Here is an 18335-nt window from a genome sequence, read left to right as displayed (position 1 = left end):
GGCGCTGCTGATGACCTGCCGCACGGCTCGATCTGCTTGGAGGACCCGTGACCTCGGTCGGTAACGGTGCGTGAGCCGTGAGTATCGACCTGCCTCCCGCGTTACGACCGGTCTCCTATCTGGCGGGTGCGGCGTGGCCGGACGGCGACGAGGACAAGATGTTCCAGCTCGCCGACGTGTGGCGCAACGCGGCCACTGCGATCTCCGGCGGATCCGGGGATCTGGTGTCTCAGGTCGAGACGATCGAAACGGCGATCTCCAACGCGTATGTGTCCGGCCCGGGCCGGGATTCGATGCTGTCGACGCTCAAGGGGATCACCGACGACTCCAGCAACCAATCGTTGCAGGCCGTCGCGAAATCGATGAACGATCTGGCGGATTCGATCGACAAGGTCGGTTGTCAGATCCAGTCCAACAAGATTCAGATCATCGTGGGCCTGGCGATCCTGCTGATCGATCTGTCCTGGGCGTTCCTGGCCGGACCGGCCGCACCCGCGGTGGAGGCCGCCGAGATCGCCGCCACCCGTACCGCATTGACGATCGCCCGCGAGATCGCGATGGAGATCATCAAGGCCGCGGCGATCGGCGCGGTCACCCAGGCGGTCACCGACGCGCTCATCCAGTTGATCCAGATCGCGCAGCACCACCGCAAGTCGTTCGACTGGAACGAATTCGGCGAGGCCACCGTCGCGGGCGGGCTCGGCGGCGCCTTCGGCTACGGGGCCGGCAAGGCGCTGGGCAAGGTCTTCGACAAGTCCCTCGGCAATGTGATGGAGAACGCCTTCGGCGGCCGGACCCGCGCGATCACCGAGAACGTGCTCGTCGGCCTCGGCGGCGGCGTGGGCGGCATGCTGGGTGGTTCCGTCGGCGCGATGCCGTTCAACGGCGGGCAATTCCAGTTGAACTCCGTCGGCCTGCTCGGTGGTGTGGCCGGCGCCATGTCCGGCGGTATCCGCGGGTACCGGATGACCGCGGGGAGCGTGCACGTCCCCGAGATCGAGGTACCGAAGATCGACGCGCCGGACATCAGCCCGGTCTCGCTGGCGTCCGAGCATCCGATCGCGGTGGCGGCGCCGGAGAAGATCGGGTCGGACGGCACGGGTGGTTCGGGGTCGTCCATCGACTCCGGCGGCGGCGACGGGACCGGCGGCGACGGAACTCGGAACGGCAAGGGCGCCAACGGGTTCGGGCAGAACGGCACCGGCAACCAGAACGGCACCGGCAACCAGAACGGCACCGGCAACCAGAACGGCACCGTGGGTACCGGCAACCGCGGCACCGGCAACCAGAACCTCGCCGCGGGCGATCAGAATCGGGCCGGCGGCAACCAGAACGTCGCCGAGGATCCCACGGGCGCCGCCGTCGTCGGCAACGGGTCCGTGAGTCGTTCTCCGGCAGCCGAATACGAGGCACCGGCCGGCAGTCCGGGCAGCAGCACCTCGAATGACGGCGGGCTGACCGACAATCGCTCGCAGACCGACACTTTCGGCAACGACCAGACCACGCGCGGCGTCAACGGCACGGGGAACACCGGCACCGGGAATGTCGGGAGCACCGGCAACCGGGTGGGTTCCACCGGCGGCCAGAACGATTCGACGCGGGATCAGCAGAGCACCCCGATCGTCGGCGACGGCACCACCAAACCGGTGGTCGGCACCCGCAACGATCTCGGCGGCCAGAACGACATCCGTTCGCCGGAGAGCACGTCCGGGCAGTCGAACCCGTCGCGGTCGAACACGAACTCGCCGGAAACGCCGGTGCAGCAGCAGCGGTCGGGGCTCGCGGGCCGGGAGGGTGCCTCCGGTCCGGGCCGTGCGGGCTCCTCGGAGTCCACCGTGCCGAGCCCCTCGGTCAGTGCCCGCCGCTCCGACACCGAGGTCGGCACGACGCGGCAGAACGAGTCCGAACAGCCGCTCACCAAGAAGACCGACGACGCGGTGCCGTCCCGGGTGTCGAACGAGCAGCAGCGCGGCAATCGGTCGCAGACCGACGACCAGCGCTCGCCGGAGCGCGACGACCCGACCCGCACGGTCGACCGGACCACCGGTAAGCCCACCCCACCGGCCGAGACGGTCAAGGGCGGCGGTAAGCGCGAGGAGTCCACGTCGACCAGCGGTGGCAAGCGTGAGGAGTCCACGCCGACCGCCGGCGGTAACCGGTCGCTGCGGTCGAGCAATGACGATCAGCGGCCCAGCGTCGCCGCGAAGACCGGCCTCGGCGACGACACGGTGGTGGCCGGCAAGGACCGGTCGCCGGACGACCAGCGCGCCTCGATGGTGTCCGGGCACACGGAGAACACGGGCCGGCCCTGGTCCGAGGTGACGGTGGGCGGCGACCGGCCCCTGGTCGAGCGCAGCACCGCCGAATTCGTCCGTGACCTACCGGAATTCAAGGGGACCGCGCTGCTCGGTGACACCGAGCATCAGAAGTTCACCGCCCAGATCGACGGCGACCGGGTGCAGGTGCTCGACCACGAAGGCAAGCCGGTACAGACCTTCGGCAAGTCGAATCCCAGTGGCCTCGCGGCACTGTCGGTGCTGCTCGACGAGCACGGCATCACCCACGCCAAGATGCTGGCCGGTGAGCACCACGCGACGGTGCCGGAACGCGCGAATCCCCTGGCCGGAAAGTCGAATCGGACGCCCACCCGCAAGCCCGGCGACACCCCGGCCGACGAGCACCGGCCGCCGTCGGAGGTCGCGCGGCCGAAACGCGGCGGCGCCGCGCGAGCCGGTGGCGGCCGGAAGGCCGGTGGTTCGAAAACCACTGCGGCGGAGAGTGATCGGCCCGAGAAGACACCGAAGGAACACAGCACCGACAGCCGCGACGACATCCGGCGCGGGATGGGTTCGGTGGCGAAGGAGATGCTGCTGCGGATACCCGGTGTCGGGCGTCTGCTCCGCTGGATCCACCAGATGTTCGAGAGCGATCCGGCTTCGCGCAAGGTGCATTTCGACGGCACCGAGGAGCCGGTGCCGCCGCGGCACGAGACGACCGCGCACGAGGGCGAGAGCCCGCAGCCGTTGCGCAACCGCGCGGACGGGAAGCCCGGCACCGGATTCCCGGAGCCGCTGTACCTCACCGAGCGGGAGGCGGAGAACTTCCGCGTCGTCGCGCACGAGGGCAAGCTGTACAACGCGCGCACCGGCAAACTGGTGCACACCCCCGACTCCCCGGCCACCACATGGCCCACCCGGACGCGGCAGCACATGCTGATCCGGGACATGAACGACAATCTGTACCTGACGCCGGACGTGGGCTGGGTGCGGACCCACCAGGCGTTCGACAAGCTCGGCGTGCACACGGCCGCCACCGCCGAGGTCGAGCACGGTGTGATCAAGTCGGTCACCGACCATTCCGGCGCGTACGTGCCGGACCGCGGCCGGGTCACCGATCTGGTGCACAACATGCTGAAGGGCGTCGAGAAGGCCGACGACTTCGAGCATTACGACTACAACGGCAAGCGGGTCACCGAACCCGCCGCGGCGCACGGGAGTTCGCACGACGATCCCGCGAGCCACCACGACGATCTCGATCTCGATCTCGAGATCAGCCGGGATTATCAGGCCGAGGCCCATCAGGTCCTGGCGGCGCACGAGCACGACGGCTGGACGAAACTCACCGACGAGCAGTTGCAGTCCGCCGTCAAGAACGCGCTGGAGCACGGCAGCGAGCACGAGGCGATGGCGGCCTCGATCGAGGTGATCCGCCGCAAGTCGGGCAAGACGCTGCGCTGGACCCAGGTGACTGCGGTGCTGGCCATGCAGCACGGTCCGATCCACATGGCCGCCGGTGAGGGCAAGACCCTGGTGTTCCTCGCCGACGCCATGATGAAGTCGGCCAAGGTCAAGATCGTGCAGGTGTTCACCACCCGTGACTCCCTCGCCGTCGAGGCCTTCGACCAGTACAAGAAGACGTTGTCGGACTTCGGTTTCGACATCATCCGGATGAATCCGGACCACGACTACGCGCTGCCGGTGGAGGGCAAGCCGACCATCTACATCGGCACCATGAACGATGCCGGATTCGGGCAGCTGCGCGGGAACAAGGTACCGGGCAGCCGGGCCGCGATCGACGAGATCGACGAGGCGCTGGTCCACGCCGACACCACCTACATCCTGTCCGACGGCCCGGCCCGGCCCGCCGACGAGAAGACCATCGGGGAGGTGAAGGACGCTCACCAGTTCCTGAAAGATCGTGTCGCGGAGGGGAAGCTGACCGAGGCGGACTTCGGCCGCCGCGAAGGTCAGGTCGGCGGGCGCGCGGTGCTCACCGACGCCGGTCGCGCCAAGGCCGAAGAGTTGATGGGGCACAAGCTCAGCGATGAGGAGCTGAACCGGATCAACATGGCCGCGTCGGCCAAGTGGGAGTTCATCGAGAACGACCACTACATCGTGCACGACGGCCGGGTCCTGATCATCGACCAGAGCACCCACAAGGTGATGTTCGATCCGGAGACCTCCACCGAGAGCCGCTGGAACGGTGGTCTGGCGCAGGCGGTCGAGGCGAAGCACGACCTGACGATCCGCTCGGACTCCGACCCCGCGAAGACCAAGAGTCTGTCGGCAAGCGAGATGTTCAGCAAGGCGGACGGCAAGGAGACGACCGGCGCCTCCGGTACCGCCAAGGGCGTGGCCCGCGAACTCAAAGAGTTCGGCATGGCGGATGTCGTGGAGATTCCGCGGTTCAAGGAACTCCAGCTCGCCGTCGGTGCGGACGGCGTCGCCGAGAACCAGGCCGGGAAGCATCGGATGATGGTCGACGACATCGCCGAGAAACAGCAGACCACCCGGCAGCCACAGCTGGTGATCGCGAACCGCAACAGCGAGGTCGCGCAGCTGTCGAAACTGCTGACGGACAAGGGCGTCGAGCACGTCGCCGTCGACGCCGCCTGGTTCGCGAAGGAGGGCCCGGCCGCCGAGGCGAAGCTCCAGCAGATCTTCAAGGAGGCAGGTGGGCTCGGCAAGGTGCTGGTGATCAACCGGCAAGGTGGCCGCGGTGTCGACATCGAGATCTCGGACAGGGTCAGCGAGGAGCACGGCGGTCTGCACGTGCTCATCACCAGCCGGTCCGCGGAGTCCCGCGACATCGACGTCCAGGCCGAGAACCGGGCCGCTCGTAACGGCCAGAACGGCAGCGTCAAGTACTACGTCGCGGCCGATGACGATCTCTACGTGCAGACCGATCAGAGCCACGTCAAGATGGCGATCATCCGGTACACCGACGCGGCGAAGGCGCACGAGCAGGCGCCCACCGAAATCACCGAGAACGCGCTGCGGGAATCGGAAGACCAACTGCGGCAACTGGTCCCGACGCTCCAGCACGAGGGCAAGGCGCGTCCGATGCCGATCCAGCCGGTGGCGCCGCAGGATTCACAGGATCAGCTCACCCCGGAGCCCGCGGCGGAGCAGGAGAAGGAGTCGCTGCTCGAGCAGGACACCCGGCCGCCGCCCGAGTCCGAGTCGCACGGCACCGAGAAACCGGTGCCGCCCGCCGATTCGCATTCGGCGCACGAGGAATTCGTGATCTCACCGCCCGGATCGCCGGAGGTGAAGGCGACGGATTCCACGGCGGTGTCGCCGCCGGAGTCGCTGCTGCACCAGCAGGATTCCGAGCTGGGGCACGAATTCGACGTACCGCCGCCGCGGCAACCGCTGCCAGCCGCGTTGCAGTCGCCGGAATCGACTGTGCCGCAGCAGAAGTCACCGATTCTCCCGCCGTCGCAGTCGCCGATTCAGCGGCCGCGGCCGATGGTGATCCGACCGGCGGAGTCGCACTCGCCGTCGACAGCGCATTCGGACTCGCAGGCGCATCCGGAATCGCACCACCAGCCGCCGATCGTCGCGCCGTCGGAGTCCGAGGTGTCGCGGCCCGGCGAGACACCGGTGGTGGCGACGGAAACCGGTCTCGCGCAGCCGCTCGCGCCGTCTGCGTCGCAGTCGACGGACGCACCGGGCGACGCCGTGCCGACGGCGACCATGGTGCGGCCGTCGGAGCAGGGACAGGGCGAGCAGTCGCCGGTGGCCACCGCGGTGGTCGTGGATCGTCCGGTGGTCGCACCCGAATCGGTTCGCCCGCAGTCGACGCTGACCGACTTCCTGACCGAGGGTGCGCGAGATCAACAGCTGGCCAAGGCGATCGGGCTGAACAATCGGTTCACGCTCACCGGCCTGTTCCAGGACCCCGGGCCGCGACTGCGTGCGCTGGAGAATCTCGCCACCGATGTGAACGGGCCGCTGCACGGCGACGAGAAGACACGGATTCAGGAACTCACGACCGTCCGGCGGTTGACGGATCTGCTGCGCCGCGAGGGTCTGGTGCGAGGGTCGGTGGTACCGACGGTCGCCCATGTCGATCAACTGCTGACCGAGTTCCACCACGGGACGGCCACCGAGGTGGAACCGATGCATCGGGTGCTGCTGCTCGATGTGCTGGACAATCTCAAGGCGAATCATCGGGCGATCACGGTCGGACAGGCCCGCGTCGCCTACCGGCAGTTCCTCACCCGCACGGCCGCGACGGCCGGTGGTCCGGCGACGACGTTCGGCGATCTGCCCGCGCGCTTCGAGCAACTGACCGGCGCCGGCGCCGTGCTGTCGGCCCGGCTGCTCATCGCCGGGGCACAGCGCGACGGCCTGCGCCGACTGCACGACACGCTGAGCACGAATCTGCTGCCGAAACTGCGTGCCGCGAATTCCGCTGCGGTGCGGGATGTTCCGCAGGAGATGAACTTCACCGTCGCCGGCGCGCTCGGACCGGCGGCGCTGGCGAACATCAAGGGCTGGATCACTTCGGCGGCCGATTCCGGCTGGACCTTCACGCTGTGGGCACACAGCGGCGGCGACGAACTCCGTACCCGGTTGGACAACGATCCGGAGCTCGCGCCTTTCGCCGACAAGTTCAGCGTCCGTACCGATCTGCGCGACATCGTCGCCGAGGCGGGCGGCGAGGAACTGGTGAACGCCTACGACGAGGCCCTCGTGAACGACCCCGGCCTGGCCGCGGAGATCGGCCGCTACGCGGGGCTGTACGTCCGCGGTGGCGTGTTCACCGATCCCGCCTTCGGGCCGGGCGCGGTGAAGCTGGCCGACCTCGGGCCGATGCCGATGCACACGGACGACCTCCCGGTCTTCGGTCCGTCGATCGGACGGGCGGTCCCGCCCCACACGTCGCCGGGACTCTCGCCGGCCGCCCGGACGCGGCGTGCGGCGGAGAACCAGTACCGGCGCGGCGGTCTGAGCGACCGTTTCCTGGTGGCTCCGCCGAATTCGCGCTATCCGGCCCATCATCTGGCGGCGATCGTGGCGCGGCTCGGTGACCCCTCGCGCCGTGGCGGCCGCGCCACCCTCGCGCAGTCGGTGGCGAACTACGCCGCGGACGTGTTCGGGCTGCGGTCGCTGCGACCACACGACCAGACCGCCGGGCTGGCGCCGGGGATACGCGCGGCGTTCACCCCGGCCGCGTGGCACGGCGACCGGGCCGCCGCCGCCTCGGAGGCGTCCACGCCGACCGTGCAGACCGCGGCGAAGACCGAGTCGGCCGCGACGAATCCGGCACCGGTCCCGGCCGTCCACACCGCCGTGGACCCGATCCTGGGACCCGGTCTCACCCACGACGAACGCCGGGATGCGGCGCGGACATTGTTCGACGGCACGTTCTCCGGCGCGGTGGACATCGCCCGGCAGCAGGGACGCGACGCGCTCGTCGTCCTGCGGGGCACCCTGGCCGGATCCGCTGCCGCGATTCCCGAGGCCCGGGTGGCGGTCGCGGCCCTGGACCAGATCCTGCGCGCGGCCGACCTGGAACAGGCCTTCACCGCCCTGCGCGGTTACCGGTGGGCGCCGACCGTGGCGCAGCTGACGGCCTTGCAGACGGCGGGATTCGAGCTGACCACCGTCGAGGCCACCGGCAACTGCCTGTTCGAAGCCTTCGTCCTCGCCTCCGGCAGTACGAAACATCATCTGACTGTTCGTAACGAGGCGATCGCCCACATCGCCGCGAATCGGGCGGCCTTCCTGGCGCTCTACCACCCGGAGGGGGTGGCGGAGGACGGCCGCGCGGCGCTGTTCGAGTCGGAACTGCGCCAGCTGGGCAGGTCGGGGATCTACAACAACAATCTCGCCGATCTGCTGCCGCGCGCGATCGCGGAATCGCAGCGCACGACCCTCGCGATCGTCGACGACCGGTGGCAGGCGCCGACCGGCGATCTCGCCACCGCCGGTGCGGTGCTGGTGCGAATCGGCTACGGCGGCGGGCACTATCACGCGGCGGTCCGACCGGCGAACACCGGCGTCGACGGGCAGCCCGCGCGCACCGCTCCCCGGCCCGGCCCGCCGGTGTGGGAGCCGATGGGCGCGGTGGCGGACCCTTTGATCACCACGCTCGCCCGGACCTTCGACAACTCTCCGCGGCAGCTGCGGTCGGCCCTGGCCGACGAGTTGCAGCAGAACATCGGGCACTATCAGCAGGCGCTGCCGTCGGAGCGGCTGGCGGCCCAGTGGGCGGCCGAGGTCGTCCGGCGCCGGCAGTACGACGCCCGAGTCCTGGCCGATCCGTCGTACCGGACCGCGAACGAGAACGCGGAGCGGCAGACCCGCGATACCTTCGACCAGAACTACCGCGCGCAGATGGATATCCGGTTGCAGCGCGCGATCTCCCAACTGCGTAATCCCGCGCACGATTTCGAGGGCAATCCGGTCCGCGAGGGCGACCTCACCCATCGGGACCTGCTGGTCCTGGCCTCCCGGCACTTCAAGGCCAATATCGTGCTCGAACATCCCTCGGGCGCGCCGACCCACGTCACCGAGCACGAGCGGCGGGTGACCGTGTATCTGCGCCGCACGGCGCCGGGCCGGTACGACCTCGGCCTGAACGCCAACGGTTCGCTGTACGCGAGTGTCCGCCCGATCGAGCCCGCCGCGGCGCCGATTCCGGGAGCGATTCCGCGCGACCGGATTCCGCCGCCGTACGAGCGGGTGCTGGCCTCCCGCGCGGCTCCGCTGCTGGACGGCTCGGTGCTCGGGGCGCACTACGCCGGGGAGAACCGCCCGATCCGGACACTCACGAACGTCGATCTCGGCATGACGCCGATGGATTGGGTCGTGAACACCGCGAAGCTGAAACCCATCACGTTCCGCGGCAAACCGCCGACGCACTACATGACGCCGGAGGAACGCGAGCAGCACCGCATCTTCATCGGACCCGATGGGCGGTTGTACCAGGCGCGCGACGGCGCCCCGTACCACACCGGTGGCGCGAAGTTCGTGATGGACGAATTCGGCAACCTGTACTCCGGTGATACCACCGTGGTCACCTTCCACTCGTCGTTCCTCGCCGGAAAGGGCGTCACCGCCGCGGGCTATCTCATCGTGGACAACGGTGTGCTGCGCGTGATGACCGACCACAGCGGTCACTATCAGCCGCGGCTCGAGATGAACGACTACGGCCTGGACCTGCTGCGCCGGCGCGGATTGCAGCTGCCGCCGAATTTCGAGCGCCGGGGCTTCGACCTCAGGGCCAACCCCACCGGCCTGGGCGGACAGGTGCGGGAACGGGTCGGCGAGACTGCCCGGCAGCTGGCCGAGGTCGCTCGCAGGCGCGCGAACCTGCAGATTCGGGACGTCGTGGTGAACCGGCGGGAGCGGAATGCCGCGACGCCGGTGATGCAGCAGCAGCTCACCATGATTCGGCAGACCATGACCGCCGAGCAGGCCGATCTCGATGCGTGGGCGGCCGAACTGGCCCGCAATCGGCCGCGGCCCTCGGCCACGCTGGAGCTGTTCGCCCATCCGGCGCCGACGTCCGAGCAGGATCGGATCGTGCCGCCGAAGTTCCCGGCGCCGGCTCGGGTGAGCACGGACGCGTCCGCCCGCACCGCCGAACTCGCGGCGTGGTGGCGTGACCACGGCGAGAGCTGGTGGGACGATGTGCATTTCACCGATCTGGACAAGGAGTATCAGCGGCGCCTGACGGTCGATTTCCCGGAACTGCGCAATGCCGACGGTATTCCGGCGGAGGTGCGCAACACGCTCAACCGCGTCTACGTCGATGCGGAGTCCGAGCGGCTGTCCCACATCCGCATGCCCACCGCGGCACAGCAGCAGCGGGGCCGGGATCTGGAGTCCGTCAAGTACGCCCTGTACGAGGCCCAGTTGGAGACCTGGCTGAACGGCGGCCGGGCCGGCGAGGAGCCGCCGGTCCACCTGCTGACGCTGGATCTGGACGCGTTCGACGGTCGCGGCGCGGTGGTGCTGGGTCTCGGCGACATCGATGCCGCGGAATCCGTGGTGTGGCACGCCACCACCGGAACCGCCGCACTGAACTCGATGTCCGGTGAATTGGCGACCGGCATCGAGCATTTCGTCGCAGCCAAGCAGGCGAATCCGGCGGGCGACGTCGCCGCCGTGATGTGGATCGGGCATCGGGCTCCGGTTCCCGGCTCCGGCGTACCCCAGGCCGGGACGTCGCAGGGTGTACGCACCCGTCTCCTGAACACCGCGCTGGCGACGTTCGGGGCCGCCCGCCGGGCGCATTCGACGACCGTGCCCGATATCCGGGTGGTCGACAGCGCCGCGAGCGCGACCCGCAGCCGGCCGTCGGGGCAGGTGCTCGGCGGCAATGGCCAGCCGGTCGGCGTGCATTTCGCAGTGGCGCAGGCGATCTCGAATCTGGAGCGAGCGGGTCATGTCACGATGCCTACGCCGCAGGACAGCATCGCACCGGCGACCACGGGCGGCACCGGCACGACTCCGGAGCACACCGTCGCGCCGGCGACCGCGGCGCAACCGGAGCAGTTCGGCACGCAGCAGGACGAGGGCCCGCAGATCCTGGACGAGGACGCCGCGACGCGACAGCTGCGGAACTGGTTCGCGCGCAACACGTTCAATGATGTATTCGATCGGGCGGTACGCGGGCGGCCGGTCCGCGACGGCACCGCCGACGACCCGGAGTCCGCCGATCTCGCGGGAATGTCCGAGGACGCGCGCGACCCCGGGGCCGGGCCTGGCCTGTTCGTCGACGAGACACCCGAATCCGGCGCTGCCTGGCAGGATTACGAGGTCGCCGACTTCTTCCATTGGATGGAGACCGGCATCCCGCCGGAGGACGCGGTACCGGCCGACCAGCGGGGTGACGGCATCGGAGCGCCGGCCACGCAGCCGCAATCACACACCGGGGAGGAAGCGCCGCAAGCGAATCCGTGGAGCGACCACAGCTACGTCGCTCCGGCTGTCATCTCGTGGGTGCCCGAGGACCGCATGGTGGTCCTCGACATGTTCGGCAACGCCCAGCGGTTCCACCCCGGGACCGGGTGGCGGCGCATCGCCGGACCGGCCATCACCGATCGGAACACCGGCCGCGAATACGTCGGCCTGGTGCCCTGGGACAAGAAGACCGACGCCGACCCGGTCTGGGTGAGCACCGCGATCGCGGCGGCGGCGTTCGAGGAATACAAACCGAGCTGGTTCTCGTCGACGAAGTACCTGATGGCCGACACCGGCATCTGGTTCGACGGCACCGACGGGCGGCCGCGCAAGCTCGCCGCCGACTCCACGATCACGGTGCGTCCGTTGGAACTGTCGGACGGCACCGTGGACCGGAACACGATCCTCGTCCGCGATCCGGCCGATGCGAACGCCGGGACGGCGTGGCGGCGGATGTCGACGGCGGTGTCCGGGATCAACCTGCCCCGGATGCAGACCTTCGACCTGCCGCTGTGGTCGGCGGAGGGCCCGCGGGAATCGGATGTCGCACAGGGAAATCTGGGTGACTGCTACCTGATCTCGAACATGATCGGACTGGCCCGCACGCCCGGACTGCTCGCCGACATGATGCGCGACCTGGGCGATTCGGTGGCGGTGCGGTTCTACAACCCGGATCGCAGCGAAGCATGGATCCGGGTGACCAAGGATCTCTACCTGACTCCCACCGGGACCGTGCGCAATGCCGACGTCCGCAACGGCGTGCTGTGGCCGGCGATGCTGGAGAAGGCGTACGCGGTGTTCCGCGGCCGGGACCGGGGCTATGTCGGCATCGATGGTGACTCCTCGCAGGCCGCCGCCGCGGCGCTGATGCCGGACACCCTGCCCAGCGACACCCGGGCCCGCCCGGCCCGCACCGTGGCCGACCCCTACTTCCTCCATCCGATGCGGATGGATGTGGACACCCTGCAGGAACTGACCGGCGGCGATCTGGAATTCGCCCACGCGATCGGTTCGCTGCAAGCCGCATGGGAGCGAAGTCTCGCGGAGCACATCGACCTGGAGCGCAATCCGACCGGCTCCGAAGCGGGCCGGGAACGGATGGAGCTCCTGCTGGAGGAACACCCCAATGATGTGGCCGGGGCGGTCCACGCGTTCATGGACCACATCCGGTGGCACAACCCGGCCCTCACCGACGGATTCCGCCGCTTCCTGAACCAGCGCCTAGAGCCCGGTCAGCCGGAGCGCTGGGCCGCGCAGATCGATCGGCTCGTCGGCCTCGCCGCGGCCGACGAGTACTGGCAGAGCACCGCGCCGGATCCGATCGTGGCGCGGACCGTCGCCGAGCGCGTCCAGATCGCCCTGGACCGTGGCGACCTGGTGATGGCCGACACCCGCAAGTGGGGCGCCACCCGCGAGGATCTCCTCCGGTACCCCGGTCTGGTCAGCACGCACAGCTTCGCGGTGCTCGGGATCGAGCGGAACGAGGCCGGGGAACCGGTGGAGCTGATCCTGCGGAATCCGTGGCGCCGCCACGGCCGCCTCGGAGCCCCGGTCGCACCGCCGATGCCGGGGATCCGCTACGGCGAGGACGGCACGCTGTACGTCGGGCTCGAACACCTCAACAAGTTCACCGGGATCACGGTCAGCGGCGCCGGCGCGCGCACGCTGTTCGGCCTGGACAAGGTGGCGGGGACGACCTTCGACCGCCGGGTGGGTGCCGCCCCGGAGGGGCTGGACGACACCGCCGAGGGGCTGAACGACACCGCCCCGGGGCGGTCGCACGAGACTGCTCCGGCGGAGCTGAACGACACTGCTCCGGCGGAGCTGAACGAGACTGCCGCCGCGGCTTCGCATGCCACGAACGTGGTCGCGCCGGTGACCGAATCCGTGCGTGGCCGTGTGAGTTTGGCGAGCTTCCTGTCCCGCGGCAATCCGGATCAGCAGCTGGCCAAGGCGATCGGCCTGCGCAATCAGCACGAGCAGGTCTCGGGCCGGTTCCTCGATCCGGGACCGCGATTGCGGGCGCTGGAGCGCCTGTTGACCGACCTGGGTGTCGCGCCCGTCGGCGACGCGGCCCGGGTCCGGGATCTGACGGTCGCCCGGCAACTGTCGGATATCCTGCGGCACAAGGGATTCGTGTCCGCCACGGCCGCCCCGACCGTCGCCGACGTCGACCGGCTGCTCACCGGATTCCATGCCGGGACGGACATCGCCGAGGTGACCGATGCGCATCGGGCCCTGCTGCTCGACGTGCTCGACCAGGTGAAGGTACGAGGGCAGGCGACCACCTCCGAGCGGGTCGAGGCCGCCTACCGGCAGTTCCTCACCCGCCCGGCCGCGACGCTCGGTGGCCGGACGGTGACCGTCGACGGCACGACGGCGACCGTCGGCGGGCAGACCACGGTCGTCGATCGCAAGCGGGCGACCGTGGACGGCCGGACGGTGACCGTCGGCGCCCTCGGCGCCGAATTCCATCGGTTCACGGCGGCGAGCGCCGTGCTGCCCGCCCGGTTGCTCATCGCCGGCGCGCAGCAGGCCGGGCTGTCCCGGGTCCATGCGCTGATGACCGCGAATCTGATGCCGGAGTTGCGCGCGGCCGATCCGAGCCTGGTGCACGAGATTCCGCACGATATGAATCTCGCCTGGTTCGGTGGTGAGCTCAGTGCCCCGGCGCTGGCGAACATCAAGGCATGGGTGACCTCGGCGGGCGATTCGGACTGGACCTTCACGCTGTGGACCCAGGGTGGCTACGACCGGGTGCGGGCCCAGCTGGAGCAGGATCCGGAACTCGCCGCCGCCGCACACAGATTCGTCATCCGCGACGATGTGCGTGACATCGTCGAGGAGGTGGGTGGCGCCGAACTGGCCGCCGTGTACGACCTGAGCATGCAGGCCGGCGCCTTCAACCTGGTGGCGGACATCGGGCGCTACGCGGTGCTGAAGCTGCGCGGTGGCGTGTACGCCGACGTGGATCTGGGCCCCGGCGCGGTGAAACTCGCCGACATCGGGCCGATGTACATGCACGAGGACGACATCCCGGTGCTCGCCCCACTGGTCCGCGACGTGACCTGGCTCGAGGACATGGACCAGAGCCTCCCGCTCGAGGAGCAACTGCGGCTCAAGGTGGAGCAGCAGTACCGCGAGGGCTGGATGAACAACAACTTCATCGTGGCCCCGCCGAACTCCCGGTATCTGGCCGACCTCATGGCGGCGATCCCGCTGCGGTTCATCGAGCAGTACGACCGGGCCGATCGGCGCGCCATCCAGGCCCAGCGCGGTGTACTGGAGCAGTGGTTGCGCATGCAGGTGGCGATCGAGCGCACCGCCGGACTCGACGATCTGGGCCGCGAATACAAGGAGCTGCTGGAATCCCTGTACACCGGCGGCATCGCGGCGATTCCGGCCGCCCTGCTGCGGTTGCAGCAGTTGGCGGCGCTGCGCGGCGTCGACCCGGAACTGGTGATCACGGCGGCGTTCCTCAGCGGTCCGATGCTCATGCGGGCCGAGGACGACTCGGCGGACCTCGAGCACGGTGCGATCGCGCACTACGCCGCCCGGGTCTTCGGCTTGGCCGCGATGGCGGACGGCGATTACGCCGCGGCGATGGACCCCGGCATCCTCGCGGTCTTCAAGCAGCTGGGCTGGCTCACCGACGACAGCGGGGCACAGCTCGACCGGGCACAACCGGCGCCCGGCGCCGGGACGCCCGCGGTGGCGGCCACCCACGCGACGGCGACCGCGCACACCTCAGCGCCGGACGACACCGAAAGTGTCGCGGCGGTACCGGATCTCGCGCACGACGAGCGGCGCGCCGCGGCCCGCCTGTTCTTCGGCGGCCGGCTGACCCGGTCGCTGGAAGTGGCCCGCGGTCACGGCAGTCGGCACCTGGAGGTACTGCGGGACGCGCTGTCCCGGCACCCCGATGCCGAATTCGTTTCGGCCGCTGGGATATTGGGGCAAGCGCTGGGCACCGAGGACCCCGAGCACGTGCTGGACGACCTCCAGCGGCTGCGCTGGGCGCCGAGCCGGGACCAGCTGCACCTGGTCGACACTTTCGGATTGCGACTGAAGACCGTTGCGCCGGACGGCAATTGCCTGTTCCAGTCGTTCATCGACGCCTCCGGCAGTCGGAAGTCGCACCTGCAGGTCCGGGACGAGGCCATCGCCCACATCCAGACCAACCGCGCCGCCTTCTTCGCGCTCTATCATCCGCAGGGTGTGGCGGAGGCGGACCGGGCCGCGCTGTTCGCCCGGGACCTGAACCAGTTGCGGCTCGGCGGGGTCTACGACAACACCCTGGCCGATCTGCTGCCCAAGGCGATCGGCGAGTCGCAGCGCACCACGATCGCGATCGTCGACGAACGCTGGGTCGCGCCGATCGGTGATCCGGCCACGGCGCAGGCGGTCCTGGTGCGTGTGGATTACGGTGGCGGGCATTACCACGCGGCGGTCCGGCCGGCGGTGGTCCAGGAGGCCACGCAACCGGCCGGGCAGCCCGCGCAGGCGGGCCCGGTGACCTGGGAACCGGTGCACGCCGACCGCGACCCGCTGTTCACCACCCTCGCCGTGACCTTCAACGCCGGTACCGCGCTCGACGTGCGGGCGGCGCTCGCCGAGACGCTGGAGCGGGACTTCGACAACTACGCGGACACCCTGCGGTTCGGGCCGCTCGAGGATGCCTGGGCGGACGAGCAGAATCGGCGCCGGGAGTTCGACGACTGGTTCGACCTCGATCCGGCGACTCGCACGGCGTACCTGGACGGCGAGCGGAACCAGCGCGAGCAGTTCGACCGGGGTTGGATCCAGGAGGCCACCGGGCGGGTCCGGCAGGTGATCGCGCTGTTGCGCGATCCCGCTCACGATTTCGAGGTCCACGCCGGTCACAACGCCGACCTGACGCACGCACAACTGCTGAAGGTGGCGAGCCACACGTTCGGCACCAACATCGTCGTGACGCGCGGGGACGGGTCGACGACCACCATCGCGGAGTTCCCGCGGGGCAACACGATTCACCTGCGCACTACCGGCCCCGGCAACTACGAGATCGGACTGGCGCCGGGCGGCACGCTGTTCGTGGCCGTCCGCCCGATCGAGCCGCTGCCGTACCCGGTGCCGGATGCCATACCGCAGGAACAGATTCCGGCCCCGAAGAATCGCATCCTGGCGTCCTCGCGGGTCCCGCTGCTGGACGGCGCGGTCCTCGGCCCGGACTACGCCCTGGAGCACCGGCCGATCCGGGTGCTCACCAACCTCGATCTCGGCCTGACCGAGGAGCAGTGGGCGGCCGGGACCGCGACACTGAACACGCCGAAGTTCCAGTTCATGTTGTCGACGCACTACATGACGCCGGAGGAGCGTGAGCAGCACCGCCTCTTCGTCGGGCCGGACGGCCGGTTGTACCAGGCGCGCGACGGCGCTCCGTTCCATACCGAGGGCGCGAAATTCGTCATGGACGAATTCGGCAACTTGTACGCCGGTGACACCACGGTGGTGACGTTCCACTCGTCCTTCCTCGGCGGCCGGACGGTCACCAGCGCGGGCTATCTGGTGGCGGACAACGGCCGCCTGCGGGTGATGACCGATCACAGCGGCCATTACCACCCGCGCGAGGAGATGAACGACTACGCCCTGGATCTGTTGCGCCGCGAAGGATTGCAGGTCGCACCGGGATTCGAGCGCCGCCGCTTCGACCCCACGCATACCGGGCTGAACGGGGAGGTGCGCGAGCGGGCCGGGGAACCGGCGCGTCAGGCCGCCGAGGTCGCCCGGCAGCGCCGATTGCTGAATGTCCAGGACGCCGCGCTGAGCCGGCGAGAGGGCGGCGCCGCGGCGCCGGAGGTCCGGGAGCATCTCGCCCGCGAACGCGCGCGGATCGCGGACCGGCGGCGCGAACTGGACGACTGGTCGCAACTGCTCGCCACCGGTGCGGTGCGGCCCTCCACCCAGGTGGAGCTGTACGCGCATCCGGAGCCGCTGTCGGAACAGGACCGGATCGTGCCGCCGGAATTCCCGCCGGCGGCGCGAAAGTCCGACGTGCGCACCAGGACCCACGACATCGCGACCTGGTGGCGGCAGCACGGCCGGCAGTGGTGGAGCGATCTGCACTTCTCCGATCTCGCCGCGGAATACCAGCACCGGCTGGCCACCGATTTCCCGGAACTGCGCACCGCGGAAGGTATTCCGGCGCAGGTCCGCGACCTGCTCAACTGGAACTACGTCGCGACCGAACTCGGCAAGCTCGCCGAACTCGACCGGTTGTCGCCGGAACAGCAACGACGGCAACGGAATCTGGAGAACGTCCTCGCCGTCGTGTACGACGCCGAACTGGAGGCGGCGCTGGCCGCCAATCGGACCGGCGGCACCGCGGCGCCGGTACGACTGCTGGCCTTCGATCCGGAGGCCGCCGGCCGCGGTGCGGTGGTGCTGGCCATCGGCGACATCGACGCCGCGGACGCGGTCTCGTGGCATGTGACCGGCGACGACCTCTCCCCGGCGGCGATGGCCGGGGAGGTGGCCACCGCGCTGGGCCGCTTCGTGGCGGATACCGAGCAGAGCAATGGTGCGCCGGTCGCGGCCGTGGTGTGGGCCGATCATCGGGGAGCGACCGGGGTCCGTTCGCGCACCACGCGATTCGTCTCCGCGTCGCGTGCGCGCGCGGCCGCCCTGCGCAACGCGCTGGCCGCGTTCGACGAGGCGCGCCGTGCCGTCGAGATCGACCCCGGCGAGGTCCGGGTCCGCGTCTTCGACGCGAGCACCGGGCGGGCCGATGCTTCGACCGCCGTCGCGCCGGAGACCCTCGGCACCGCCGCGATCACGGCCGGGACCGCGAAACTCGAAGGCGCGCTGAATATCACGGCGACGGCACCCGTGGGTTCCGAGGCGCGGACCGGTCCGGTGGCCGCGCGCGCGGCCACCGGCGACGTCATCGCGGCGGTCGAATCGTCGCGCGGCCGAACGAGTCTGGCGAATTTCCTGGCCCGTGGCAGCACGCCGGATCAGCAGCTGGCCCGGGCGATCGGGCTGTTCCACCGGCACGAACAGATGACCGGCCGGTTCCGTGATCCCGGACCGCAACTGCGTGCGCTGGAATATCTGCGCTCCGCCCTGGCCGGGTCGTCGCGCAGCACCCGCGGA

General features: G+C 69.8%; 1 protein-coding gene (cut by a window edge). It reads left to right on the top strand.

Annotation, left to right across the window (positions count from 1 at the left end; genetic code table 11):
* Positions 1-77: 77 nt before the first annotated feature.
* Positions 78-18335 carry the 5' portion of a C2 family cysteine protease gene (locus tag LBW94_RS12060; protein ID WP_266270695.1) on the top strand. 17190 nt of this gene lie beyond the right edge of the window, so 18258 of the gene's 35448 nt are visible here — the first part of the coding sequence; its start codon is at positions 78-80; its stop codon lies off the right edge, out of view.

It is taken from the genome of Nocardia sp. alder85J (genome assembly GCF_020176955.2).
Lineage (GTDB): Bacteria > Actinomycetota > Actinomycetes > Mycobacteriales > Mycobacteriaceae > Nocardia.
The sequence above is the reverse complement of the archived record's forward strand: the minus strand, read 5'-3'. Positions and strand labels throughout refer to the sequence as shown.